This window comes from Embleya sp. AB8 (assembly GCF_049739465.1).
Classification (GTDB): Bacteria; Actinomycetota; Actinomycetes; order Streptomycetales; family Streptomycetaceae; genus Embleya.
In genome coordinates this window covers 75,871-101,409 of sequence record NZ_JBMHHY010000017.1, presented here as the reverse complement: position 1 = coordinate 101,409, position 25,539 = coordinate 75,871, and the positions used below count along the sequence as shown (strand labels likewise).

General features: G+C 72.0%; 22 protein-coding genes. 13 read left to right on the top strand and 9 right to left on the bottom strand.

The annotated features are described in order from the left end of the window. Positions 1–63: 63 nt before the first annotated feature. Together ABIA38_RS25415 and ABIA38_RS25410 are read left to right on the top strand one after the other, a co-directional pair. Entirely contained in the window at positions 64–846 is a 783-nt protein-coding gene (locus ABIA38_RS25415) for a DUF2470 domain-containing protein (RefSeq protein WP_424641128.1), read from the top strand. Between the two features lie 472 nt (positions 847–1,318). Then, complete coding sequence (locus tag ABIA38_RS25410) at positions 1,319–2,824, top strand: threonine/serine ThrE exporter family protein (protein ID WP_424641127.1); 1,506 nt, start codon at positions 1,319–1,321, stop codon at positions 2,822–2,824. A 26-nt stretch (positions 2,825–2,850) separates the two neighbouring features. Here the strand turns inward: ABIA38_RS25410 and ABIA38_RS25405 are convergent, their stop codons facing one another. After that, positions 2,851–3,762: an NAD-dependent epimerase/dehydratase family protein gene (locus ABIA38_RS25405; protein ID WP_424641126.1), complete on the bottom strand. Its 912-nt coding sequence runs from the start codon at positions 3,760–3,762 to the stop codon at positions 2,851–2,853. A gap of 153 nt (positions 3,763–3,915) precedes the next feature. Here ABIA38_RS25405 and ABIA38_RS25400 point away from each other — a divergent pair, with 153 nt between their 5' ends. Continuing rightward, on the top strand, positions 3,916–4,632 hold the full coding sequence (locus tag ABIA38_RS25400; protein WP_424641125.1) for an alpha/beta hydrolase: 717 nt from the start codon (positions 3,916–3,918) through the stop codon (positions 4,630–4,632). Positions 4,633–6,512: 1,880 nt separating this feature from the next. On the opposite strand, the gene ABIA38_RS25395 is transcribed toward ABIA38_RS25400, so the two are convergent. The 7 genes from ABIA38_RS25395 to ABIA38_RS25365 all read right to left on the bottom strand — a co-directional run bounded on the left by ABIA38_RS25395 (position 6,513) and on the right by ABIA38_RS25365 (position 13,959). Further along, positions 6,513–7,874 carry a replication-associated recombination protein A gene (locus tag ABIA38_RS25395; protein ID WP_424641124.1) on the bottom strand — a complete coding sequence of 454 codons (1,362 nt, stop codon included), beginning with the start codon at positions 7,872–7,874 and terminating at the stop codon, positions 6,513–6,515. Positions 7,875–7,921: 47 nt separating this feature from the next. After that, on the bottom strand, positions 7,922–8,731 hold the full coding sequence (locus ABIA38_RS25390) for a vWA domain-containing protein (protein WP_424641123.1): 810 nt from the start codon (positions 8,729–8,731) through the stop codon (positions 7,922–7,924). A gap of 106 nt (positions 8,732–8,837) precedes the next feature. After that, complete coding sequence (locus ABIA38_RS25385; protein WP_424641122.1) at positions 8,838–9,350, bottom strand: hypothetical protein; 513 nt, start codon at positions 9,348–9,350, stop codon at positions 8,838–8,840. Further along, entirely contained in the window at positions 9,347–9,811 is a 465-nt protein-coding gene (locus tag ABIA38_RS25380; RefSeq protein ID WP_424641121.1) for a hypothetical protein, read from the bottom strand. Before ABIA38_RS25380 ends, ABIA38_RS25385 begins: the two co-directional genes overlap by 4 nt. Positions 9,812–10,094: 283 nt before the next feature. Beyond that, positions 10,095–11,993 (bottom strand): aspartate--tRNA ligase, encoded by a 1,899-nt coding sequence (gene aspS, locus ABIA38_RS25375; protein ID WP_424641120.1) that lies wholly within the window; start codon positions 11,991–11,993, stop codon positions 10,095–10,097. After that, positions 11,990–13,249, bottom strand: a complete 1,260-nt coding sequence (gene hisS, locus ABIA38_RS25370) for a histidine--tRNA ligase (protein WP_424641119.1) — start codon at positions 13,247–13,249, stop codon at positions 11,990–11,992. The genes aspS and hisS overlap by 4 nt, the downstream gene beginning before the upstream one ends. 14 nt (positions 13,250–13,263) lie before the next feature. Then, a complete protein-coding gene (locus ABIA38_RS25365; protein ID WP_424641118.1) occupies positions 13,264–13,959 on the bottom strand; it encodes an MBL fold metallo-hydrolase in 696 nt (231 codons plus the stop codon). A 302-nt stretch (positions 13,960–14,261) separates the two neighbouring features. Here ABIA38_RS25365 and ABIA38_RS25360 point away from each other — a divergent pair, with 302 nt between their 5' ends. The 3 genes from ABIA38_RS25360 (at position 14,262) to ABIA38_RS25350 (ending at position 17,390) form a co-directional block, all read left to right on the top strand. Continuing rightward, a complete protein-coding gene (locus tag ABIA38_RS25360; protein WP_424641117.1) occupies positions 14,262–15,107 on the top strand; it encodes a peptidylprolyl isomerase in 846 nt (281 codons plus the stop codon). Positions 15,108–15,211: 104 nt separating this feature from the next. Continuing rightward, on the top strand, positions 15,212–16,441 hold the full coding sequence (locus tag ABIA38_RS25355) for a DUF349 domain-containing protein (RefSeq protein WP_424641116.1): 1,230 nt from the start codon (positions 15,212–15,214) through the stop codon (positions 16,439–16,441). Positions 16,442–16,784: 343 nt separating this feature from the next. Continuing rightward, positions 16,785–17,390 carry a response regulator gene (locus ABIA38_RS25350; RefSeq protein ID WP_424641115.1) on the top strand — a complete coding sequence of 202 codons (606 nt, stop codon included), beginning with the start codon at positions 16,785–16,787 and terminating at the stop codon, positions 17,388–17,390. 87 nt (positions 17,391–17,477) lie between these two features. Here ABIA38_RS25350 and ABIA38_RS25345 read toward each other — a convergent pair whose 3' ends face one another. Continuing rightward, entirely contained in the window at positions 17,478–18,680 is a 1,203-nt protein-coding gene (locus tag ABIA38_RS25345) for a sensor histidine kinase (RefSeq protein WP_424641114.1), read from the bottom strand. 324 nt (positions 18,681–19,004) lie between these two features. On the opposite strand from ABIA38_RS25345, the gene ABIA38_RS25340 reads away from it, so the two are divergent. From ABIA38_RS25340 to ABIA38_RS25310, 7 genes are all read left to right on the top strand, one after another. After that, positions 19,005–19,838 carry a phytanoyl-CoA dioxygenase family protein gene (locus tag ABIA38_RS25340; protein ID WP_424641113.1) on the top strand — a complete coding sequence of 278 codons (834 nt, stop codon included), beginning with the start codon at positions 19,005–19,007 and terminating at the stop codon, positions 19,836–19,838. Between the two features lie 83 nt (positions 19,839–19,921). After that, complete coding sequence (locus ABIA38_RS25335) at positions 19,922–20,785, top strand: isocitrate lyase/phosphoenolpyruvate mutase family protein (protein ID WP_424641112.1); 864 nt, start codon at positions 19,922–19,924, stop codon at positions 20,783–20,785. Next, a complete protein-coding gene (gene aepY, locus ABIA38_RS25330) occupies positions 20,764–21,921 on the top strand; it encodes a phosphonopyruvate decarboxylase (protein WP_424641111.1) in 1,158 nt (385 codons plus the stop codon). The genes ABIA38_RS25335 and aepY overlap by 22 nt, the downstream gene beginning before the upstream one ends. A 13-nt stretch (positions 21,922–21,934) precedes the next feature. Next, entirely contained in the window at positions 21,935–22,516 is a 582-nt protein-coding gene (locus ABIA38_RS25325) for a TetR/AcrR family transcriptional regulator (RefSeq protein ID WP_424641110.1), read from the top strand. 300 nt (positions 22,517–22,816) lie between these two features. Next, positions 22,817–23,728: an aminotransferase class IV gene (locus ABIA38_RS25320; protein WP_424641109.1), complete on the top strand. Its 912-nt coding sequence runs from the start codon at positions 22,817–22,819 to the stop codon at positions 23,726–23,728. Beyond that, positions 23,725–24,525 carry a transketolase gene (locus ABIA38_RS25315; RefSeq protein WP_424641108.1) on the top strand — a complete coding sequence of 267 codons (801 nt, stop codon included), beginning with the start codon at positions 23,725–23,727 and terminating at the stop codon, positions 24,523–24,525. Before ABIA38_RS25320 ends, ABIA38_RS25315 begins: the two co-directional genes overlap by 4 nt. After that, positions 24,518–25,537, top strand: a complete 1,020-nt coding sequence (locus tag ABIA38_RS25310; protein WP_424641107.1) for a transketolase family protein — start codon at positions 24,518–24,520, stop codon at positions 25,535–25,537. Before ABIA38_RS25315 ends, ABIA38_RS25310 begins: the two co-directional genes overlap by 8 nt. Positions 25,538–25,539: the final 2 nt, after the last annotated feature.

Here is a 25,539-nt window from a genome sequence, read left to right as displayed (position 1 = left end):
CGTTCGGTAGCCCACTCGGGGGTCGCGAACGAGCGCCACACAGCGCCACACCTGGAGGACGCCATGTCTGTTCCCACCGAGGCCAACGCCGGGCGTACCGATGTCTCTTCCCGACGGCCGCGAACCGCCGAGCGGGCCCGCACCCTGGCCGCCTTCGCCGGCTCGGCCACCCTCGACCTCCCCGGCGACCGGGAGGAACACGTGATCCCGGCCGCGCGCGCGGTCGAGCCGGACGGCTCGCTGCTGCTCCTGGTCCCCGGCGAGACCGCGGCGGTCGTGCTGACCGCGCGGGAGGACACGGCCGCGGTGCTGCACCTGGTGGACGTCGCGCCGGTCGCGGTGCCGCACCGGGTCCGGGCGCACTGCTGGATCGCGGGGTGGCTGAGCATCCCGACCGGCGCCGACGCCGACACGGCAGCCACCCGGCTGGCCGAGGTGGCACCGGACCCGACCGCGTCCTCGCGGGCCGGCACCATCGTGCGGCTCGAGGTCGGCGAGGTGCTGGTGGACGACCTGTGGGGCACGGGACATGTCGAGCCCGACGACTACGCCGACGCCGCGCCCGATCCGCTGGCCGGGCACGAGGCCGAGCTGCTCCAGCACCTGGCCGCCGCGCACGGGGACGACCTGTCCCGCCTCGCCATGGTCGCGGGCGCGCCGGCCTGCGCGGATCGGGTCGCGCCGGTGTCGCTGGATCGACACGGCATCCGACTGCGCACCGGCGGACCCGAGCGCACGTGCGACGTGCGCTTCGAGTTCGAGGCCCCGGTGGCCGACCCGATGGAACTCGGCGGCGCGCTGCGGCGTCTGCTGCAGGGAATCCACGAGACGCCGGGCGGAGCGTGAGGTTTCGGGCGGGGGGGTCGGCGACGGGGTGGGGCGGATGCCGGGGAGGGGGGTCGGGTTCCGGGGAGCGGGGGTTGGGTGTCGGGGGCAGGGCCACCGGCTGCCGGTTGCCGGCGGCCAGGGAGCCGGGCGGGGCGCCGGAGAGCGGGGACCGGGGTCGGGGTCGGGGTCGGGTCGGGGTCGCATGATGTGCCGCTGGTCGATCAGCCCCCGCCCAAGGGCCCGTTGCCGTGCCGGGCAGGGAGCGCCGTGCGGCTGTCGGGGTCGCATGATGCGCCGTCGGGCGGGCAGTCTCTCCGTCCCGGGGCGGGCGCCGGCGCGGACCGGGCCGGGTCGGGTGCCGGAAACCGGCTAACGTTTCGGGTCGCGGCATCGGGTGGGCCATCCACCCGGACGGCTCGCCACGGCGGACCGACGACGAGACCGCCGGCACGGGACGGACCGCGGCGGGACGGCGAAGGGACGACACGGGGTGTCGGAGCAGTACGGGCGGCACGAGCCGGCGCGGCCGGCGGACGAGGACACGAATGGCCTCGGCCGGCCGAGCCCGCGCGCGCCCTGGGAGCCGGAACGCCGGGCGCCCCGGTCCGGCGCGAGCCCGTGGCAGGACCGGCTGCGCACCCAGCTGCGGTTCAGCGGGCACACCGCGAGCATCCCGATCGTGCCGCCCGCCGCGGAGAAGCCCGAGGCCGGGCCGTCCGTCCCGCGCGTGCTCGATCTGGCGCTGCGCACCGGCGAGTTGTTGCTGGCCAGCGGCGAGGGTGGGGAGGACGTCGAGGCGGCGATGCTGGGCATCACCGACGCGTACGGCCTGGAACGCTGCCAGCCCAATGTGACCTTCGTCGCGATCACGCTGTCGTACCAGCCGTCCCTGGTCGAACCCCCGGTCACCGGGGAGCGGGTGGTACGCCGCCGCGCGGTGGACTACACCCGGCTCGACGAGGCGCACCAGTTGGTCGCGGCGATCACCGGGGCCGAATTGACCCTGGAGGAGGCGTACCACCGCCTCGCCGACATCCGCCGCAATCGGCACCCCTATCCGCGCCGACTGCTCCTGCTGTCCGCGGGACTGATCGCGGCCTTCGCGAGCGTGATGGTCGGCGGCGGACCGATCGTGGCGCTCGCGGCCTGTGTGGCGGCGCTGATCGGTGAACGGCTGGCCCAGTTGCTCTCCGATCGCGGCGTGCCGGAGTTCTACCAGTTCGTGCTCGCGTCGATGCCCGCCGCGGCGATCACGGTGCTGATGATCAAGGTGGGCGTCGGGATCAATCCGTACGCGGTGGTCACCGGCGGGCTGTTCGCGCTCCTGCCCGGCCGCGCGCTGGTCGCCGCCGTACAGGACGGCCTGACCGGCTTCTACATCACCGCGGCGGCCCGACTGCTCGAGGTCTTCTACCTCATCGTCGGGATCATCGTCGGCATCTCGATCGTGCTCTACATCGGCGACCGGGTCGGCGTGCAGTTCACCGTCGAGGGGACGTTCAACCTCAACGCCAACCCGCGCATCGTGCAACTGCTCGCTGCGGGCGGGGTGTCGCTGACCTTCGCGGTACTGGTCCAGGTACGGCGCGTGTTGCTGCCGGTGGCGGCGGCGGGCGGCGCGGTCGGCTGGGCGGTGTTCCAGGTGCTCCGCGAGGCGGGCGCCGCTCCGGTCCTGGCCACCGCCGTGGCCACCGGCCTGCTGGGCCTGCTGGGCCAGTTGCTGGCCCGCTGGCACGGCACGTCGGCGCTGCCGTACGTCATCCCGGCGATCGGCCCGATGTTGCCGGGCAGCGCGATGTACCAGGGCATGCTGGCCCTGGCCCTGGGCCACACCGACACCGGCTGGCGCAGCCTGGTCAACGCGGCATCACTGGCCCTGGCCCTGGCGGCGGGCGTGAACGTCGGCTCCGAGGCGGCCCGCTTCGTATTGCCCTCGCCACCGCCGCGCACGGGGCGCGAGATGCGCCCGGCGTCGAAGCGGACACGGGGGTTCTGAGGGCTGCGGGCGGCCGGGGACCGCGCTCAGGGTTTCGAGTGCTCCGGGTGTTCCGGGTGTTCCGGGTTTTGTGAGTGTTCCGGGTGTTGTGAGTGTTGTGAGTGCGTCAGGTGCTCCGGGTGCGTCAGGTGCTTCAGGGTGAACTCCGGTAGTGCGTAGGCACCTCCCTGCGGAGCATCCGGGTCCGCCGGGGTGTCGGCGTCGGGGATGTCGGCGGCGTGCTGTTCGGCGTCGTCGACGGGGGTGTAGGCCAGTTCGGCGGGTGTGGGTAGGGCCCAGAAGCGGCGGGTGTTGGCCGATACCGCGTAGGCGGCGGTGAACCCGGCGCCGGCCGGCGCGGCGAGCGCGGCTCGGACGTAGCCGACGCAGTCGCGCGGGCTCAGCCACGTGGCCAGGTGGCGGGGCTCGACCGGGGCCGGTTCGAGACTGCCGATCCGCAGACAGATCACCGACAGGCCGAACTTGTCCGCGTACAGCCGCCCCAACGCCTCGACGGCAACCTTGCTCACCCCGTACAGGCTGTCCGGGCGCACCGGATCGTCCGGCCCGGTGTGTCGCCCGACCGGATGGAAGCCGGTGACCCGATTGCTGCCGGCCAGTACGACGCGCGGGACGCCGGTGCGCCGGGCGGCCTCCAGGACGGTGTGCGTGCCCAGTACGTTCGCCCGGACCAGGTCCGGGAGCGGCGCCTCGTCCGGGATGCCGGCCAGGTGCACCACGGCCCGCGCGCCGACGAACGCGGCCTCGACGGCCGGCGCGTCCAGGAGGTCGAGGGTACGCACCTCCTCGACCGGGTCCTCCGCGCGGAGCGGGACCAGGTCGAGCAGCACCAACCGCTCCACCTCGCCGCGCAGCGCCCGACGCAGCACCGTCCCGATCCGCCCCGCCGCACCGGTGACCACCAGGGTCCCCGCGCCGGCTGCGCCCGCTGTACCCATGGCACTCCTTCGCCCCCTCGCCCTCGATCCGACGCCCGCAGCCTGCCCCGCCGGGGCGGGAACGACGCGCGCGCCGGGGGCGTTCGGATTCTGGGGCCGGTGATCGAGCGCCGGATCCCCGATTCGACCCAGCCGAAGCACGGAGGGCCCCGCATGCCGGACGCGCACCCAGCCACCGGGCCGCTCGCCGCGTTGCGCACCTGGTCCCCGCCGACCGGAACGCCGGTACGCGCGGTGGTACTGGTCCTGCCCGGCGGCCGAGCGCGCAGTCGGCAACCCGCCTCCACGCGCAACCTGGCCTATCGCCGGATGGTGCCGATCGCCCGCGCCATCCACCGCGCGACGCGCGCGGAGGGCGCCGAGACCTGGCTGCTGCGCTACCGGGTACGCGGCTGGAACGAGCCCGATCTCGACCCGGTCCAGGACGCGTGGTGGGCGCTCGAAGGTATCCGCGCCCGCTACCCGAACGCCCCGGTCACCCTGGTCGGGCACTCGATGGGCGGCCGGACGGCGCTACGGGTGGCCGACCACGAGAGCGTGCACACGATCTGCGCCCTCGCCCCCTGGATCGAGGACGACGAGCCGCACACCCAACTCGCCGACCGGGACGTGGTCATCGTGCACGGCACCGCCGACCACACCACGAGCCCGAAGGCCTCACACCGCTACGCCCTGACCGCCCGAGAGGTCTCCCCGCGCGTCTGCCGCTTCGAACTCCCCGACGGCCACGCGATGCTCCGCCACGCCCCGACCTGGACCACCCTGATCCGCCGCACGGTGGTAGGCGCGGTCACGGGGGAGGTCGACCCGGAAATCGCCCAGGCAATGCGAGCCCCCACCCCGGACGGCCTACGCACGATCGCCCCCTGAACACGACGACACGACGCGGGCCCTGAACACACCCCGCCCCGGCACGCCTGAACTCCCGGCCGGGAGCACGTCTTGCCGGTCCGGCACGCGGCCGTTACCACCCGGGTCGGCTTGGCTGGTTCGTGGTGGGGGGCGGTTGGCCGCTTGGCGTCGTGGTGTGGGGCTGGTGTGGGGCGGCCCCGGGTCCGTTCGGCGGGGCCGGGTCGTGGCAGGTGGCCGCCGTGTCGTCGTTGCACGTCCCCTCCGGGGCCGGGGTCTTTGCTTGGTGCTCCGCATCCGTTGTTGCCCGTCCACTACGTGGCCGTTACTGCCCGGGTCGGCTTCCTCCGACTCGCGGTCGGGGGCCGTTGTCCCTTGGGCGTCGTGGTGTTGGGCTGCTGCCCTGGTTGGCCCCGGGTCCGTTCGGCGGGGCAGGGTCGTGGCGGTGGCCGCCGTCTCGTCGTTGCACGTCCCCTCCGGGGCCGGGGTCTTTGCTTGGTGCTCCGCATCCGTTGTTGCCCGTCCACTACGTGGCCGTCACTGCCCGGGACGGCTTCCCTGGTTCGCGGTCGGGGGCCGTTGTCCGCTCGGCGTCGTGCTGTTGAGCTGGTGCGTGGTGGCCCTGGGTCCGTTCGGCGGGGCCGGGTCGTGGCAGGTGGCCGCCGTGTCGTCGTTGCTCGTCCCCTCCGGGGCCGGGGTTTTTGCTTGGTGCTTCGCATCCGTTGTTGCCCGTCCACTACGTGGCCGTTACCACCCGGGACGGCTTCCCTGGCTCGTGGTCGGGGGCGGTTGTGCGTGGGGCGTCGGGGTGTTCGGCCGCTGCGCAGGCGTTCCGGCCTCCTGCGATTTGGTCGACTTCCGTTAGGGGCGTGGGTTTGTTGGCTCGGGTTGCGCCGGCGGGGTGTGTGAGGCGCTCGGTTCTCCGTCGGCGTGCGGCCCTTTTTGCCTTGTCGTGCCTCGGTTTCGGCCCGGAGAGCACGAAACCGGCACTCGCCGACCTGCGAGGATCTGGGTGCCGGGTGAAACCGCAGGTCACGCCTCGTCTCGAGCCTTGGGAGTCTCGTCGGGATCCGGTTTCGGTCCCGAGGAGAGAGTGGGAGCCGGGGTGGGCTGCGAGACGCGGCATGGCCACCGACCGCCGGGGGCCGCCGCCGGGACAACGGCCCCCGACCGCGAGTCGGGGGATGCCGACCAGGGCGGTAACGGCCACGTAGTGGACGGGCAACAACGGATGCGAAGCACCAAGCAAAGACCCCGGCCCCGGAGGGGACGTGCAACGACGAGGCGGTGGCCACCGCCACGAGTCGGCCCCGCCGAACGGACCCGGGGCCAACCCCACACCAGCCCAACCCCACGACGCCAAGCCGCCAACCGCCCCCGACCGCGAGTCGGGGGATGCCGACCAGGGTGGCAACGGCCACGTAGTGGACGGGCAACAACGGATGCGAAGCACCAAGCAAAAACCCCGGCCCCGGAGGGGACGAGCAACGACGAGGCGGCGGCCACCCGCCACGACCCCGCCCCGCCGAACGGACCCGGGGCCAACCCCACACCAGCCCAACCCCACGACGCCAAGCCGCCAACCGCCCCCGCCACGACAACCCAAGCCGCCCCAGGCAAAAGCAGCCACCCAACAGACGCGCAACGCCACTCGGCAGGTCGCCGGGCGCGGGTCGGCCATGTCGCGCCGCGCCCCCGCCCGCACGGTCACGAAGCAGGCGAGCCAAGCGTCGCGGGAGCGGCCGCGCGCGCCTGCCCCGCGCCCGTCGCGAGGCGCACGTGCGGCGCCGCTATGTCGCGCCCGCGCCTACGCCCCATGTCCGGCTGCGTTCCCGGTTGTTGCTTGGTCGCCCGCCAGCAGGGTTGCTTGCGCTTCGCGCTTGCCGCCCGATTGGTCCGTGCTACTCCGTTGTCGGTGGCTCGCCGCTGAGGCGGGCTCGGGTCCAGGTGGTGATTTCGGCGTAGCGGGCCTCGGCGCCGTGGCGGGTCGGGTGGTAGTAGGTGCGGCCGTGGATGGCGTCGGGGGCGTACTGCTGCGTGGCGACGCCGCCGGGGACGTCGTGGGGGTAGACGTAGCCCTGGGCGTGGCCGAGCTTGGCGGCGCCCTTGTAGTGGCCGTCGCGCAGGTGCGGCGGTACCGGACCGGCCAGGCCCTTGCGGACGTCGGCTAGCGCGGCGTCGATCGCCAGGTAGGCCGCGTTCGACTTGGGCGCGAGCGCGAGGTGGATCGCCGCCTGGGACAACGTGATCCGCGCCTCGGGGAAGCCGATCAGCGCCACCGCCTGGGCCGCGGCCACGGCGACCTGGAGCGCGGTCGGGTCGGCCATCCCGATGTCCTCGCTGGCCGAGATCATCAGCCGGCGGGCGATGAAGCGCGGGTCCTCCCCCGCGTCCACCATCCGCGCGAGGTAGTGCAGCGTCGCGTCCACGTCCGAGCCCCGGATCGACTTGATCAACGCGCTCGCGACGTCGTAGTGCTGATCGCCGTCCCGGTCGTACCGCACCGCCGCGCGATCCACCGCGCTCTCCAGTGTGTCCAGCGTGATCGTGTCCTCGCCCTTGTCGGCCGCCGACCCCGCGCCCGCCTCCAACGCGGTCAGGATCCGCCGCGCGTCGCCGCCCGCGATCCGCAGCAGGTGCTCCTCGGCGTCCGGGTCGAGCGTCAACGTCCCCTTCAGCCCGCGCTCGTCGGCCAGCGCCCGGTGTACCAACTCACGCAGGTCCTCGTCGGTCAACGACTCCAGGGTCAGCAGCAGCGACCGGGAGAGCAGCGGGCTGATGATCGAGAAGTAGGGATTCTCGGTGGTCGCCGCGATCAGCGTCACCCACCGGTTCTCCACCGCGGGCAGCAGCGAGTCCTGCTGGGCCTTGGAGAAGCGGTGGATCTCGTCCAGGAACAACACCGTGTCGCGCCCCTGCGCACCGGCCTGGCGGCGCGCGTCCTCGATCACCGCGCGCACCTCCTTGACGCCCGCCGTGATCGCCGACAACTCCACGAAGCGCTGCTCGGTAACCCGGCTGACCACGTAGGCCAGCGTGGTCTTCCCGGTCCCGGGCGGCCCCCACAGGATCACCGAGGTCGGCGCGGTGACCCGACTGTCCGACGACACCAACCGGCGCAGCGGCGATCCCTCGCCGAGCAGATGCCCCTGGCCGACCACCTCGTCCAGATCGCGCGGTCGCATCCGCACGGCGAGCGGCGCCAACGAGGGGTCCTTGGCCTGCCGGGCCTCGGCAGCGGCGGTGAAGAGATCGGCGTCCACCCCCCGACCCTAACCCCGCCCCTACCGCGACACCCCCGTCGCCTTCCCTACCGCAGCACCCCCGCCGCCTTCGCCGTCTGCAGCCACTCGGGAAACTCGTTCATCAGGTTGTCGAACAGGTCGCCGTCGCGCATCCGCCGGGGATCGGCGCCGGCCTCGAAGAAGCCCGCGTTGTCGACCACGCGGTACTTCGGGGCGGGCAGGTCGTCCAGGCGGTGCAGGAAGCGGAACTCGTCCCGGCCGAAGCCGATGAACTGCCAGAAGATCGGCAGCTCGGCCGCCTTGCACAGGGTCTTCTCCGCCGCCTTGGCGTTGTTCGGCGCACCGTCGGTCTGGAAGATCACGAACGCCGGATCGGTGGCGCCACACGAGCGGTAGTGCGCTATCACCGCCTCCATCGCGGACACGTAGTCGGTCGTACCCATGTGGCCGAGCTTCTTGTGCAGCGCGGCGATCCGGCCGCCGTAGTTGTCCAGCGAGATCTCCTCGGCCCGGTACGCCTTCGTGTCGAAGAAGATCACCGGCACCGTGCCGTCGTCGTCGAAGTGCGCGGCGGCGGCCAACACCCGGTCGGCGAGCGCCTGCACGCTGCCGTTCTTGTAGAAGGGCGCCATGCTGCCGGACCGGTCCAGGACCAGGTAGACCGCCGCGCGCACGCCCGCGAGCCGGTTCTTCTCCAGGCTGACCCCGGCGGCCTTGTAGAGGCTGACCAGCCCGGGCGCGGAGCGCTCGATCTTGTCCAGACTGACCGCCGAACCGCTGCCGCTGCGCACCGTGGCCGAGGGTGCGGCACCGGCCGCGGGCGCGGCGGACGGAGTCGGCTTCGACTTCTTGCGGCCGAACAGCGAGAAGGGCATGGCGAGGGCTCCCAGCAGTCGAACGAATCGGGTGGCCGCCCCCTCCCGGGGGCTTCCCGCGCCCACGCTCCCAGATCCGCCGCCGCCGCGAACAGGGGCAGATCCATCACGAATCGGCCATGTCACACCCCACCCGTCGGTCCCGGACCTGTGCCGCGGTCCACCCGGGCGGCACCACCACGACCTCGCCGATGTCGCCGGCCCACATCACCTGTGGTCCGAACGCCTCGGCCAGCGCGGCCACCGCCCGCTCCGCCGCACCCGCGCCCGGAGCCCGGCAGGTCAGCCCGGACGCCGGCTCGTCGACCCCGATCCGCTTGCGCTCGCCCGCGACCGCCACCGCGAGCCCGCCCAGGTGATCGGCCTCCCCTCCCCCGGGCTGCTCCGGCAGCGGGTTCACCACCTCGGCGCCGTCCACCCACAGGGTGAACCAGCAGCGCGCGGACAGTCCTTCGCCCCGCAGGACGGCCAATACCTCGCCCACTCCCGGATAGGACGCGGCGCGCGCCTCCTCCAGGAGATCGGCCGGCACCGGCGTGCCGAACGACTCGACGAACTCCAGGCCGCCCTCGCCATCGGTGAACCAGCGCAGCGGATTGATGTGCACGGTGTGGCTCATGCGACCTCCCGATTCGCGCCCCGACCTCGACCCGTCCCAGCATCCCGCCCGGCTCCGACATACGGACCGACCGCGACGGGGGCAACAGGTCCGACCGCTCCGCCTGTTCCACCTGTTCCGTCTCTTCCGCCGCCCGAGCCCGCCGCAGGCACCGGCGCCGGCGGCTCACCCCGCTCGGCGACCCCGGCCGGGTCCGCCCGCCCCACCGTGGTCGGCCGCCGTCGGCGCTGCGAGACGTGGAACCACTCCTGCCAGTCCCGCGTGCCCTCGATCGCCTGCACGCGCGCCATCGCGTACAACCGGGTCGGCGGCGAGCCGCGATAGCGCAAGTTGGCCATTGTGCCGTCCGGTTCGGCCAGGAAACGCGCGATGGCGCCCTGCGTCCAACCCCGGCCGAGCACGGTGGACCGGGTCACATATTCCGCCGGCACCTGCCGCCCGGTCGCATCCTCCGCCGCCATGTCGACCTCCCCGAATCGCCCGAACCGGCCCAGCGCCGGCTCGACTTCCAAGGTAGGCAGGCACGCTCGCACCCGCTCCGAGCCTGTGCAGAAGCGTTTCGGCTACTCCGCCGAGTCGACATTCACCACGGCAAACGCCGAAAGGCGACCCACCAGGATCGATCGATCGATCGATCCGGCAAGCCGCCCTCAGCCACCCAGGTTCCCGGATCCCGGGTCCCGGGTCCCCCGGATCCGGGGATCCCAGGTCCCGGGATCCCAGGCCCCCAGGCCCCCCGAAAACTCAGCCCTGCGACGCCGAACCCGACCCCGCAGCCGCAGCCGCACCACCAGCACCGGCCGCCTCACCCGAAGCCGCCCCCGAGCCCGACCCAGCCCCAGACCCGGACTCAGCCCGAGCCCCAGCCCCAGCCCCGGCCGACCCAGCCCCACCCTTCGGCTTGGCGTCGATCCCCGCCTCCCGCCGCTGCTGCACCGTGATCGGCGAAGGCGCCCCGGTCAGCGGGTCGCCACCGGAGGCCGTCTTCGGGAAGGCGATCACATCCCGAATCGACTCCGCCCCGCCCAACAGCGCCACCAACCGGTCCAGTCCCAGTGCGATCCCGCCGTGCGGCGGCGGCCCGTACGCGAACGCGTCCAGCAGGAACCCGAACTGCGACTGGGCTTCCTCCTCCGACATCCCGATCGCCGCGAACGCCCGCTCCTGCACGTCGCGACGGTGGATACGGATCGAACCGCCGCCGATCTCGGTCCCGTTGAGCACGATGTCGTACGCGTTCGACAGCGCCTCCCCCGGATTCTTGTCGAACGAGTCGACCCACTCCGCCGTAGGCGCCGTGAAGGGGTGGTGGATCGCGTGCCAACCCTGGTGGTTGCCGGCCGCGTCCTCGATCGGCTCGAACATCGGGAAGTCGACGACCCAGAGGAAGTTCCACTTCGACTCGTCGACCAACGACCCCCGACGGGCGATCTCCAGGCGCGCCGCGCCCAGCAGTTCGAGCGAGGCGGTCCGCCGTCCCGCCGCGAAGAAGATGCAGTCGCCCTTCGTCGCGCCGGTCGCCTCGACCAGCCCGGCCAGGTGCTCCTCGGACAGGTTCTTGGCGACCGGCCCGCGCAGTTCCCCGGTCTCCGCGTCGACCAGTACATAGGCCAACCCGCGCGCGCCGCGCGCCTTGGCCCAGTCCTGCCAGCCGTCCAGCTCCTTGCGGGTCTGCGCGGCGCCGCCGGGCATCACCACCGCGCCGGTGAACTCGGCCTGGAACACCCGGAACGAGGTGCCCGCGAAGTAGGCCGTCAGGTCCACCAGTTCACAGCCGAAGCGGGTATCCGGCTTGTCCGAGCCGTAGCGCGCCATCGCCTCGGCGTAGGGCAGCCGGGGCAGCGGCAGCGGGATCTCCACGCCGTGCACCTCGCGCCACACGCGCGCGATCAGTTTCTCGGTCAGCGCCAGGACGTCCTCGGCGTCGCAGAACGACATCTCGACGTCCAGCTGGGTGAACTCGGGCTGCCGGTCGGCCCGGAAGTCCTCGTCCCGGAAGCAGCGCGCGATCTGGTAGTAGCGCTCCATGCCGGCCACCATGAGCAGCTGCTTGAACAACTGCGGCGACTGCGGCAGCGCATACCACGAGCCCGGCTGGAGCCGCACCGGCACCAGGAAGTCGCGAGCGCCCTCGGGCGTGGACCGGGTCAGGTAGGGCGTCTCGATGTCGAGGAAGTCGTGCTCCTCCATCACCTCGCGGATCACCCGGGTCACCTTGGAGCGCAGCCGCAGATTGCGAGCCATCGGTGCACGCCGCAGGTCGAGGTAGCGGTGCTTGAGCCGCACCTCCTCGTTGACCGTGCCCGGGGTGTACTCCTCGATCGGGAACGGCAGCGGGGCCGCCTCGGAGAGGATCTCGAAGTCGTCCACGACGACCTCGATCGCACCGGTGGGGATCTCGGTGTTCTCGTTGCCGTCCGGGCGCGTGCGCACGTCGCCGGTGATCTTCACGCAGAACTCGGAGCGGAGGTTGTGCACCGTCTCCAGGTCGCGGAAGACCACCTGGACGGTGCCCGAGGCGTCCCGCAGGTCCACGAACGCCACGCCGCCGTGGTCGCGCCGCCGGGCCACCCAGCCGGCGAGCGTCACGGTGTGGCCGGCGTGCTCGGCGCGGAGCGTCCCGGCGTCATGGGTGCGGATCACTGAAGCTTCTCCTTCAAGACGGTGACGACCTGGTCGAGCGGGACCGGGGTCTGCTCCCCGTTCGACAGGTCCTTGATCTGGGCGACGCCCTCGGTGAGGTCGCGGTCGCCGACGACGATGGCGTAGCGGGCGCCCGATTGCGACGCGGCCTTCATGGCGCCCTTGAGCTTCTTCCCGCCGAAGGCCATGTCGGCAGGGATGTCCTCGATCCGCAGCTGGGTGATCATCGCGAACACCGCGCGCCGGGCCGGGTCGCCGATCGCCACGCCGTAGACGTCGCAGTCGGCCGGCGTCTCCACGGTCTGGCCCTCGGCCTCCATCGCGAGCATCGTGCGGCCGATGCCGAGCGCCCAGCCCACCGAGGGCAGGTCGGGGCCGCCGAGGTCCTCGGAGAGGCCGTCGTAGCGCCCGCCGCCACCGATCGCCGACTGCGCGCCGAGGCCGTCGTGCACGAACTCGAACGTGGTCCGGTTGTAGTAGTCCAGGCCGCGCACCAGCCGCGGCGTGTCCTCGTAGGCGATCTCCAGCTCGTCGAGCATGCCGCGGACGAACGAGTGGTGTTCGGCGCACGCCTCGCACAGGTGGTCGGTGATCAGCGGCGCGTCGGCGATCAGTGCCTGTACCTCGGGCCGCTTGTCGTCGAGCACCCGCAGCGGGTTGAGCTCGATCCGCGCGTGCGTCTCCTCGTCCAGCGGGAGCGCGCGCAGGAACTCCTGGAGCTTGGCGCGGTAGACCGGCCGGCACTCGCGGCAGCCGAGCGAGTTGAGCAGCAGCCGGAAGTCGCGCAGCCCCAGCTTCATGAAGCCCTCGGCGGCCAGCGCGATCATCTCGACGTCGACCAGCGGATCGTCGCTGCCGATCGCCTCGGCGCCGACCTGGGTGAACTGCCGGGTACGGCCCGCCTGCGGGCGCTCGTAGCGGTAGTACGAGCCGAAGTACCACAGCTTGACCGGCAGTCGGCCGGCGTAGAGGTTGTGCTGGAGCACCGAGCGCATCACGGCCGCGGTGCCCTCGGGGCGCAGCGTGAGCGAACGACCGCCGCGGTCCTCGAAGGTGTACATCTCCTTGGTCACGATGTCGGTGGACTCGCCGACGCCGCGCAGGAAGAGGCCGGTCTCCTCGAAGGTGGGGGTCTCGATGTACTGGAAACCCGCGTCGCGCAGCTCCAGGCCGAACTGGATCCGGATCCGGTTGAACGTCTCCGAGTACGGCGGAAGCATGTCGAAGGTGCCCTTGGGGGCGTTGAAGGTACTCACGGTATGAAAATCCGTCACATTCCTCGGTGCGGTCCCGCGGGCGGCGTCAGCTCTTGCAGATAAGGGTTGCTCGCGCGCTCGCGGCCGATCGTCGTCTGGGGGCCGTGGCCGGACAGGACGACGGTCTCGTCCGGCAGCGGCAGACAGACCCGGGTCAGCGAGCGCAACATCTGCGCGTGGTCGCCGCCGGGCAGGTCGGTGCGTCCGATGGAGCCGGCGAACAGCAGGTCACCCGAGTAGAGGATGGGCGGGATGTCCGCGCTCCCCCGGGTGCCGAAAGCCACCGACCCCTGGGTATGGCCGGGCGCATGATGGACCGTCAGTTCCAGGCCCGCGAGGTCGAGCACGGCGCCGTCGGTGAGCAGCCGCACGTCCTCGGGCTCGGTGAAGGTCATCCCGCCGAACAGCTGCTGTCCGACGCCGAGCGACAGGCCCTTGGCCGGGTCGGAGAGCAGGTCGCGGTCGTCGGGGTGGATCCACGCGGGCACCTTGTGCTCGGCGCAGACCGGGACCACGGAGAACATGTGATCGATGTGCCCGTGGGTCAGTACGACGGCCACCGGGCGCAGTCGGTGCTCGCGGATGATGTCCTGTACGCCGTCGAACGCGTCCTGCCCGGGGTCGACGATGACGCATTCCTCACCGGCGGCCGGGGCGACCACGTAACAGTTGGTCTGGAAGGACCCTGCGGGGAACCCGGCGACGATCACGTTCGTCCTCTCGGTCTCGGGGTCTTCCGGCGGCGGGGCAAGCACGGAAGTATGCGGCGGACGTGGGAATCAGGTACGAGACTACCGGCGCGCGGGGGCGGATCGCGAACCGGTTCAGGGGGTGCGTGCCTAGACTGTGCGCGAGCTGCGGTCGGTTCCGAACCGATGGGATCGTCGCAGGTCGGGACCGGTGCGCGGATCCCGGCACGGCGCCACCAGCCCGGCTCGGCCCTCCCCCGGCCGTCGGGTGTCCCGGTCGAGTCCGTCCACATCGAGTCCGTTCGAATCCAGGAGAACACGCGGTGGTCACCAAACAGCAGCGACAGCGGCAGCTCGCGCGCGAGAAGTTCGAGCGCCAGCAGCAGCGACGCGGGTCCGCGCACGCACGTCGGCGCCGGCGCAACCAGGTCATCGCCGCGGTCGCGGCGGTGGTCGTGGTGGCCGGTGGCGGCGCGTGGCTCGCGGTGGCGTCGGGCAAGGACGACGACAAGAAGACGGTGAACGCGGGCGCGTCGACCCCGCCGAGCACGCCGCCCACCGACGCACCGCAGGCACCGGCGCCCAACACCAAGCCGAAGACCTGTGCGCCGCCGGCCGCGGGCGAGCCGACGAAGGAGCAGTTCGCCGCCGAGCCGGCGATGTCGATCGACACCGGCGCGGCGTACACGATGACGCTCAAGACCACGTGTGGCGAGGTCAAGGTGGCGCTGGACGCGGGCAAGGCGCCGCACACCGTCAACTCGTTCGACTTCCTGGCGGGCAAGAAGTTCTTCGACCACACCAAGTGCCACCGGCTGACCTCGGGCGGCCTGGCCGTGCTCCAGTGCGGCGACCCGACCGGGACCGGCAGCGGTGGTCCCGGCTACAAGTTCGCCGACGAGAACCTGGGTACGGCGGGCGGGGACGGCATGGCGTCCTACCCGGCCGGCACCGTGGCGATGGCGAACTCGGGCCCGGGCACCAACGGCAGCCAGTTCTTCCTGGTCACCGCGGACAGCAAACTGCCGCCCAAGTACACCCCGTTCGGCAAGGTCACCGGCGGGATGGACGTCCTGGCCAAGATCGCCGCCGCGGGCACCGAGGACGGCAGCTCGGACGGCGCGCCGCACGAGAACGTGGTCCTCGACAGCGTGACCGTGGCCAAGTAGCAACCGACCGGACGCATGTTCCACGGCGACTCCGGGGCGCGGCCCGGCCGGCGCCCCGGGGTCCTGTGTAAAGTGCGCCGCATTCAGCATCGAAGGAGGCCGCTGTGAGCAGCGACCCGTGGGGCCGCGTGGACGAGCAGGGAAACGTCTTTGTCAAGACGGCGGACGGTGAACGCTCCGTCGGTTCGTGGCAGGCGGGTTCCCCGGACGAGGCCCTGGCCTACTTCCGGCGTAAGTACGAGGGGCTCGCCGTCGAGGTGGAGTTGCTCGCGCGGCGGGTACGGACCACCGATCTCGCGCCCAAGGACGCCCACCACGCGATCGAGCGCCTGCGCGCGAGCATCGTCGACGCGAACGCGGTCGGCGATCTGGAATCGCTCGTCAAGCGCCTGGACGCGCTGGTGACCGTGGTGGACTCCAAGCGCGAGGAGCGCAAGGCCACCCGTGCCAAGGCGCAGGAGGAGGCGCAGGGCGCCAAGGAGCGGATCGTCGCCGAGGCCGAGCAGCTGGGCCAGAGCACGGACTGGCGGCCCGCCGGCGAGCGGTTGCGCGCGCTGGTGGACGCGTGGAAGGCGGTGCCGCGCCTGGACCGCAAGGCCGACGACGAACTGTGGCACCGGTTCTCGCAGGCCCGGTCCAACTTCGCCAAGCGTCGCAAGGCGCATTTCGCGGAGTTGGACGGGCAGCGGGACAGCGCCAAGCGCGTCAAGGAGAAGCTGGTCGAGGCGGCCGAGGCGCTGTCCGCGTCCACCGAGTGGACCGACACCGCCGCGCGCTATCGCGACCTGATGAACGACTGGAAGGCCGCCGGTCGGGCCCAGCGCGACGTCGAGGAAGAGCTGTGGCAGCGCTTCCGGGCCGCGCAGGACGTGTTCTTCGCGGCGCGCAGCGAGGTGTTCGCCGAGCGCGACTCCGAGCAGCGGGAGAACCAGGCCGCCAAGGAGGTGCTCCTTGCCGAGGCCGAGACGATCCTGCCGGTGACCGACGTCAAGTCGGCCCGGGCGGCGCTGCGTTCGATCAACGATCGCTGGGAGGCGATCGGCCACGTCCCGCGTGATGCCCGGCCGAAGATGGAGGCCCGCCTGCAGACGGTCGAGCGGGCGATCCGCGAGGCCGAGGAGGAGCTGTGGAAGCGGACGAACCCGGAGGCCCGGGCTCGTGCGCAGGCGGCGGTGGACCAGATCCAGGCGTCCATCGACAAGCTCACCCAGCAGGCCGACAAGGCGCGCGCGGCGGGCAACGAGCGCAAGCTGCGCGAGGCCGAGGAATCGATCGCGGCCCGCGCGGAGTGGCTGGCCGAGGCGAACAAGGCCCTGGAGGAGTTCTCCGGCTGAGCCGGTGGAGTCGGTGATTCGAGCCGGTGAGGTGAGCCGGTCAGGTGAGCCGGTGGTTACCGCGTAGGCGTACGGGCGGACCCGGATCGGCAGCTCGCCGATCCGGGTCCGCGCCTTTTCCGCGCCGCCCCTACGTTCGGGCCCGGCGCCCGCCCATTGCCCGCTCGGCGCGTTTCGGGTCGCCCGCTCGCGAACGGCCGGTGCGGGGGCGGATTTTGCCGGGGTTCGGCTCTATGGGCCCGCCGAACTCCTGCTGCATAATCGGCATCTTGATACGGGGGATCACCGGTGAACCGCGACGCCGAGGGAGTTCGGCGCCGCGGTTCGGGATGAGGGGTAATCCGTGATCAAGGTCCTGATCGCCGAGGACATGACGTTATTGCGCAGAGCGCTGGTGGCGTTGTTGGCTCTGGAGCCGGACATCGACGTGGTCGCCGAGGTCGACTCCGGTACCGACGTGCTGCCCCGCGCCCGGGCGGTGCTCCCCGACGTCGCGGTGCTCGACATCGGCCTGCCCGGCATCGACGGCATCGAGGCCGCCGCCGCGCTGCGCACCGCGCTGCCGCAATGTCGCACGCTGATCCTCACCGGGATGAACGCCCCCGGCCATCTGCACCGCGCGGCGGCGGCCAAGGTGTCCGGTTTCCTGCTCAAGAATTCCGACCCGGACCGCTTCAGCGGCGCGATCCGGGAGATCGCCGCGGGCGGTCGGGTGATCGACGCGTCGGTGGCACTCGCCGCGATCGACGGCGGCCCCTCCCGACTCACCACCCGCGAGCTCCAGGTGTTGCGAGCGGCGGCCGACGGCAATCGGGTCTCGGACATCGCCGACCAGATGTGGGTGTGCGCCGGCACCGTACGCAATCACCTGAACTCGGTGGTGGCCAAGCTGAACGCGCGCAATCGGGTCGACGCGATCCGGATCGCCCGGGACGAGGGCTGGCTCTGAGCCGAACCACCGGGTGGGACGTCGGATCGCCCGCTACCTCGGGCCGGGCCCGCCGGGGCCACGCGGCGCCCGGCGTGCCCCGGGCGCTCAGCCGGCGACCGGGGCTCGGGCCGCCTCGCGCGGACCCTCGGTGGGGTCGAGGGCGGAATCGAGAGTGGGGTCGCGGTCCGGGACGGGCGCCGGATCGTGGTCGGGCACGGCGGCCGGATCGGCGTCCGGTACGAGGGCGACCAGGCGGAACCACCCGCCCTCGTCCGTGCCGACGTCGAGCCGGCCCCCGATGCCCTCGACCCGGACCGCCAGACTGGCCAACCCGGTACCGCCCTGACGCAGTCCGCCGCTCCCCCGGGGTCGCGGCGCGCCGGCCCGGTCGTTGCAGACACCGAACCGGACGAACCCGCCGTCGCGTTCGGCGGTGATCTCGCACTGCGTGGCCGAGCTGTGCCGCATCATGTTCGCGAGCCCTTCACGCAACACCGTGGCCAGCACCGTCTCGGTGGCGCCGTTCAACGCCTCGACCGCGATCCGGGTGGTGGCCCGCACCCCGATCGAGGCGAGCAACGATTGCGCCGCCTCGACCTCGACGACCAGTGACATCCCCCGGTAACGATGCACCACCTCGCGCATGTCGATGGCCGCCTGCCGGGTGATGGTCACGATCTCCGCCAGCTCGACGCGCGCCTGCTCGACGTCGTGCGGCAGCAGCCGCGCCGCCAGCGAGCTCTTGACCCCGATCGTGGCGAGGCTGTAGCCGAGCAGGTCGTGCAGATCGCGCGCGAAGCGGTGCTGCTCGCGCACGATCGCCTGCCGGGCCAGTTCCAGCCGGGACTGGTGCATTTCCGCGAGCAGTTCGGTGATCCGCATCAGCGCGTAGAGCACGAGTCCGGTCGAGGTGCTCGCCACCAGCGCGTAGGGCACGTCGTCGAAGTCGTCGGCCAGCCGCAGCGTCACCACCGCGGTCAGGCACATCAGCGCGCCGAACGCCCACCAGGCCCGCCGGTACGGCAGGAACAACAGCAGCGAGCCGGCCAGGAATCCGGGCGCCGCGGTCCAGGTGCCCGGGCACGCGAACGAGGGCACCAGCGCCAACACCGCCTGGGGCCACAGGAGTCGGGGCCCCGGGCGGGGTAATCCGCGCAGTCGACCGGGCAGCGACACCGCGGCCTGGAGCAACGCCACGGCCGTGACGGCGACCAGCGCCGCGGCCATCCGCCAGGCCGTGACCGGGACGCTGAGCACCGACCACACCGAAGCCGCCTGACAACTCAGCAGAACCACCGCCGTGATCACGGTGGGAATGCGAAGAGCGCGGGAGTCCAGGGGGTCCACCGGAACCTGGGCGGCATGAGGCAAAAGACGGCCCTCTTCGGTCGCGACTGCTGCTGGTGATGGCGCTGGAAGAAGTTCCGGAGCCCGATTCCGGGCCCATCCGCCGATGCTACAACGCGGGTATCCGGGAGAGTCCCGATGCGGAAAGCAGCGGTGAACCATGCGTTTCGCATGGTTCGCCGCGCCGGAACACACGGTCGGTGTGGTGGGCAGACACTGGTCGCCGAGCTAAACGCCCGTGAAGCTGAGGTCAATGCGCGAAGACGACCGAGCGGAGGTCCACCGGTGGGGGAATCACCCGAGAAAATACTCGGGAGCCGACGCGAACAGTGGAATCAAAACGGCTACATTCACATCAGAAAGGCGCTTTCCGACGCGGACGTCGAACGTGCCCTGGCCGGGGTCGACGTCGCGGTCCGCCGGCGGGATCGGGTCCGCACCACGCACGTCAGCTATCGCAACGACCAGGAGCACTCCATCCGGGTGCGCAACGCGGTGGCGGCCGGTCCGGCGCTGCTCGATCTGGTCGACCATCCGGGCGTGTTGCCCACGCTGGTCGAGCTGCTCGGGCCGGATCTGCACGTGTTGGGCAGCGAGGCGTTCGTCCGCGAGGGCGGCGCGGCGCCGTTGGAGGGCTGGCACACCGACGGCGGCGCCTCGCTGATGGGCATCGTGTTGGATCCGGCGAGTCGGGCGTTGCAGTTGAAGGTGCAGTACTTCCTCACCGATGTCAGCCGGCCCGACTCGGGAAACTTCACGGTCATCCCCGGCAGTCACCGCACTCGCCCCGAGCGTTTGGACGACGACTGCTACCTGCCCGGCCCCAACGACCACTGGCGGCGCGGCGAGATGCCGCCGGACGCGGTGCAGATCCTGGCCGAGCCCGGCGACGCGGTCGTCTTCCCGTACAACCTGTGGCACGCGGTGGCGCCCAACTCCCGTGGCCTGACCCGGCGTTCGGTGATCATCCGGTACGGGCACCTGTGGTGTCGGCCGCTCGACTTCGATCGGATGCCCGCCGATGTGGTGGCGGCGATGAGCGAGCGCCAGCGGCTGATCTTCGGGGAGCTGGGCGAGGCCGCGCACCCCACCGACTTCTACAAGCTCGTGATGCCGTGAACCGGGCCGAGACCCGGGCCGACAGCGCGCCGCCCGCGGGCCGAAACCCGGCCCGCCCCCTCGAACCGGATAGGAGATCGTCAGTGCTCAGGACTGCTCTCGCAGCGCCGTTCCGGGCCGTTCTCGAGCAACACGACCTGGTGCGCGTCGCGGGCGCGCACGACGCGCTGGGCGCGGTGTTGGCGCAGGAGGCCGGCTTCCACGCGGTGTGGTCGTCGAGTCTGGAGGTGTCGGCGGCACGTTGCCTGCCCGACGCGAGCCTGCTCGGGATGAGCGAGTATCTGGACGCCGCCGTCAACATGCAAAAGGCGCTGTCCGTCCCGGTGGTCGCGGATTGCGACACCGGGTACGGCAACAACCTGAACGTCGCGCACATGGTGCACGAGTACGAGGCCGGCGGCATCACGGCGGTGTGCATCGAGGACAAGATGTTCCCGAAGATCAACAGTTTCGCCGCCGTCGACCACTCGCTGCTCGACATCAGCACCTTCGCGCGCAAGATCGAGGTCGCCAAGAACGCCCAGCAGTCCCCGGACTTCTTCCTGATCGCCCGAACCGAGGCGTTGATCAGCGGGCTCGACGTGGACGAGGCGCTCAAGCGCTGCTCGGCCTACGCCGACGCGGGCGCGGACGCGGTCCTCGTGCACTCCAAGATCCGCACCAGCGAGCAGATCACCCGGTTCCTGGACGGGTGGGACAAGGCCGTGCCGGTCGTGGTGGTGCCCACGACCTATCCCGAGTGGGACGCTCGAGCCGCCGCCGCGGCCGGGGTCTCGGTGGTCATCTACGCCAACCACGGGTTGCGGGCCACGGTCAGTTCGCTGCGCGACACCTACGGCGCGATCCTGCGCGCGGGCAGTTCGGTCGAGGTGGAGGACCGGATCGCCAGTGTGCGCGAGGTGTTCGCGCTGCAACGGCTGGACGCGTGGCAGGCGTTGGACTGGTGATCGCCTCGGACGACTTCTGCGACGCGCTCGCCGACTTCGGCGTGGCATTGGTCACCGGCGTACCGTGCTCGTTCTTCTCCGCACCCATCGCCCGCTTCACCCGCGAGGGGCGTTATGTGCCGGCCGCCAACGAGGGCGCGGCGCTGGCCATCGCGGCGGGCGCCGCCGTGGCGGGCATCCGGGTCGCGGTGGTCGCGCAGAACTCCGGCCTGGGCAACCTGGTCAACCCGCTGACCTCGCTGCTGATGACCTACGACATCCCGGCCCTGGTGTTCACCAGCCTGCGGGGCTGGCCCGATCCGGGCGGCGACGAGCCGCAGCACGCGGTGATGGGCGCCGCCACCCACGAGGTGCTGGACGCCCTCGGGGTCGGGTACCGGACCCTGCGCCGGGGTACCGACGCGGCCGGGCTGCGCGCGCTGTTGGCCGGGACGGACAAGGAACTCGCCTCGGGGAACTGTGTGTTCGTCCTGGTGGAGAAGGGCGCGGTGGAGGTGCCGCCGCCGGGCGTCGACCCGCCGGCCGCGCGGCCGGCGCTCGCCCGGGCCGCGGTGCTGCGGTCGATCACCGCGCATGCGGCGGGAGTTCCGGTGGTCTCCACCACCGGGTACACCTCGCGCGAGTTGTTCGCGACCGGCGATGTGCCGACGAACTTCTACATGCAGGGTTCGATGGGACACGCGTCCGCGTTCGCCCTGGGGCTGGCGCTGCGCGGGCCGGCGGCCGAGGTGGTGCTCGTGGACGGTGACGGCGCGGCGCTGATGCACCTGGGCACGATGTCCACGATCGGCGCGCTGGCGCCGCCGGGCCTGGTGCACGTGGTGCTGGACAACGGCGCGTACGAGTCGACCGGCGCGCAGGCCACCACGTCCGGCAGCACCGACTTCGCCGCGATCGCGCGGGCGTGCGGCTACGCGTCGGCGGTGTGCTGTCGCGATCTCGCGCATCTGGGCACCGCGCTGGCCTCGGCCCGGGCTGCTCCGGGTCCGCATCTGCTGGTGGTGCCCATCGGTCGATCAGCCGGTGCCGCGCCGCCGCGGGCGACCGCCTCGATCGGCGCGCGGGAGATCCATCACCGGCTGCGGGCCGCGTTGGGCGCCGGGCCGCCGTGGGCGGATCACGCCGAACGGCGGTGATACCTTGAGGTCCATGGGTCGCCCGCGCACCATCGACCGCTCCGCCATCCTTCGGGTGAGTCTCGAACTGGCCGACGAGCAGGGGCTGCAGGCCGTGACCCTTCAGGCAGTGGCCCGTCGACTCGGCGTCACGGCGATGTCGCTGTACGGGCACATCGCGAACAAGGCGGCCCTGCTCGACGGCATCGTCGAGGAACTGCTGTCCGAGTTCCCGCTGCCGGACGTCGAACTGCCGTGGGACGAGCGGCTGGCCCGGATCGGGCGAGCCGCCCGCGACTCGGCCCGGCGCCACCCGGACGTGTTCCCGCTGCTGCTGACCCGGTCGGCGGCGACCCCGGGGGCGCACCGGGTCCGGCAGGCGGTGTTCGCCGCCCTGTTGGAAGCGGGCCTGTCGATCACCGAGGTCAATCGGGCCGAACGGCTGCTCAGCACGATGGTGGTCGGCTTCGCCACCAGCGAGGTCAGCGGCCGGTTCGGCCAGTCGGCGGCGGACATCGAGGCGGACTACGCCTACCTGGAGGACACCCTCCGCAAGTTGATCACCTCGGCCCCCGCGTCCGGCGTGGCGCCCGAGGTGGGCGACCCCGGCAACTGACGCCGACCGGCGACTCGGGCCGGCGATCTCGGCCGACCGTTCCTGCTTGATCATGCTTTCTTGATCAATGTTCCTCGATCGCCGTGTACGGCTGATTTCAGCCTGGCCGAATTCGTGCCCGCAGGTGTTTCTTTCGGCGCGCTTCGATATTGAGTGGATATCGCGTGGATATCGACTCGCGGTTGTGCTCGCGGTCGGATCGACGACCGTCGAAAAGCATTGACAGAGTCATGCGCACCACTATTCTATACGTCATATAGTTATCCTTGCGTGCGGCCGGATATTGGGAGATGCCGGATTATGCATCAGGAATGTTGGCGCGACGGCCGGCTGACCGGTCTCGACGAGGTCCGGTTGTCGATCGACTCGGCCGCCATGCGCTATGCGCAGGTGGTATTCGACGGCTGTGCGGCGGTGGCCGATCCCACCGGGACCACATTGCGCATTCTCGATCTGCCCGCGCACCTCTCCCGATTCCGCCGCTCCTGCGCGGGCCTGGGCTTCGCACTGCCCTGGGCGCCGGACGAACTGGCCGAGGCCGTGGTGGCGGTGACCCGGCGACACCACGGGCGGGGGGCGGTGGGCGTCCGGTTGTTCGCCTACGCCGAGGGCGAGGGATTCCTGGACGACGCGTCCCCCGGGGTATGCGTGTTCCTGCGCCCCCTGGACGGCTACGCGCCGAACCGGCCGCTGACCCTGGCCACCGCCGACGAACCCCGTCCGGCGTACACCGACCTGCCGCGCTGGGTGAAGGCGACCGCGCACTACGCCGGGGCGCGTCGCGCGCTGTTGCGGGCCCGCCGGGCCGGTCGCGACGACGTGCTCTTTCGCAACGAGGCGGGCCGGATCACCGAGACCTCGCGCGCCAGCCTGCTCGTGCTCGACGGCGACCGACTGCTCTCGCCGCCGGTGGCGGAGGGCGTACTGCCGGGCATCACGCGCGAGTTGCTCGGCATCGTGGCCAAGGGCGCGCTCGGGCTCACCCCCGAGCACCGCCCACTGACCCCGGCCGACGTGCTGACCGCGGACGGCGCGCTGCTGTGCAGTTCCTCGCTGGGTGCCGCCGCGGTCGGCGCCGTCGACGAGCACCCCCTCCCGCACGACGCCGCGATCGCCCTGGTCACGGCCTTCGACCGGGCCGCCCGAGGGGAGACCCCGCACCTGGACGACGTGGTCACCTCGGTGCGGCTCACGAATTCGGGCGCACGATGAGCGGCCGGCCCGAACTGGACGCGACCGCGGCCCGGTTGCGGCTGGAGACGATGCGCATGATCGCCGCGGCGGGCGCCGGGCATCCCGGCAGCTCGCTGTCCGCGATCGAGATCCTGACCGTGCTGCACTACCACGTCATGCGACACCGCCCCACCGATCCCGCCTGGGCCGAGCGCGACCGATTCGTGCTCTCCAAGGGGCACGCGGCACCCGCGCTGTACGCGGTGCTGATCGACCTGGGCGTGCTCCCGCGCGAGCTGGCCGGCTCGCTGCGCGCGCTCGGCTCGCCGCTCCAGGGCCACCCCGACCCGCGCACTCGCGGCATCGAGGTCGGCTCCGGATCGCTGGGGCAGGCCTTCTCGGTCGCCGTCGGGCTGGCCCTGGGCCTGCGCGAACGCGGGCTCCCTGCCCGAGTGTTCGCCCTGCTCGGCGACGGCGAGTGCCAGGAGGGCCAGGTCTGGGAGGGTGCGATGTGCGCGGCCCGGCTGGCACTGGCCAACCTGACCGTGATCGTGGACGCCAACGGCATCCAGCACGACGGCCGCACCGAGGACATCGTGGGCCCCGCTCCCCTGGCCGCCAAGTGGCGCGCCTTCGGCTGGGACGTGGTCGAGGCGGACGGACACGACTGCGCCGAGCTGATCGCCGCGCTGGCCCCGGCGGCCGGTCCGCGCGCGGTGATCGCGCACACCGTCAAGGGGCGCGGGGTCTCCTTCATGGAGGACGACCCGAACTGGCATTCGGTCGCCGACCCCAGCCGGTTGGCCGAGGCCGTACGGGAGTTGGGCCATGCGTGACCCCTTCGGCGCCGCGCTGCTGCGCGCCTGCGAGGCGGACCGACGCCTGTTCGTGCTCGACGGGGACTGCTCCCACTCGACCCGCAGCGGCCGGGTCGCCGACCGACTGCCCGGCTCGTTCCTGAACACCGGCATCGCCGAACAGAACATGCTGGGCATGGCGGCGGGGTTGGCGCTGGCCGGATACCGCCCGGTCGTCTCCGGGTTCGCCTCGATCCTGGTCGGCCGCGCGGCGGAGCAGATCCTGCTCTCGATCGGCTGGCCCGGGCTGCCGGTGACGATCGCCGGCCACTACGCGGGCGTGTCCGGGTCGTTGGAGGGCGCCCCGCATCACGCGATCACCGATCTGGCCTTCATGCGCTCGGTACCCGGGATGAACGTGTGGGTGCCCGCCGACGACGCCGACGCCGACACGCTGGGCACCGAGGTACTGACCGGCGCCGGCGGCCCCGACACACCGCCCCGGCCGGGCCCCAACTACGTGCGGCTGTGCCGCAATCCGATGCCGCCGGTACCGGGCGGCCCCCGGGGTCCGGGCGACCTGCGGGTGTGGGACCACCCGGACCCGGACGTGGTGTTCGTGGCCTGCGGGGTGGCGGTGGCGGAATGTGTCGCGGCGGCCGAGTTGCTGGCCGCCCGCGGGGTCGCGGCCCGGGTGCTCGGGGCGCTGCGGCTCAAGCCGTTCCCCGACTCGGAGGTGTACGACCTGGTCCGCTCCGGCGTGCTCGTGGTCACCGTCGAGGAGCACTCCACGATCGGCGGCCTCGGCGGCGCGGTCGCCGAACTGATCGCGGCGCGCGGCGGCCCGCGGGTACTGCGCCTGGGTATCGCGGACACGTTCACCGAGACCGGCCCGTATCGGCAACTCCTGGACAAGTACGGGATCGCGGGCCCGGCCATCGCCGCCGCGACCCACGCCCGACTCACCGAGCCGGGCCCGCGCGCCGCACCCGGCGCCAACGGTGGACCGGGCGCGCGCACCGAACCGTCGACGAGGACCAAGACGTGCTGAAG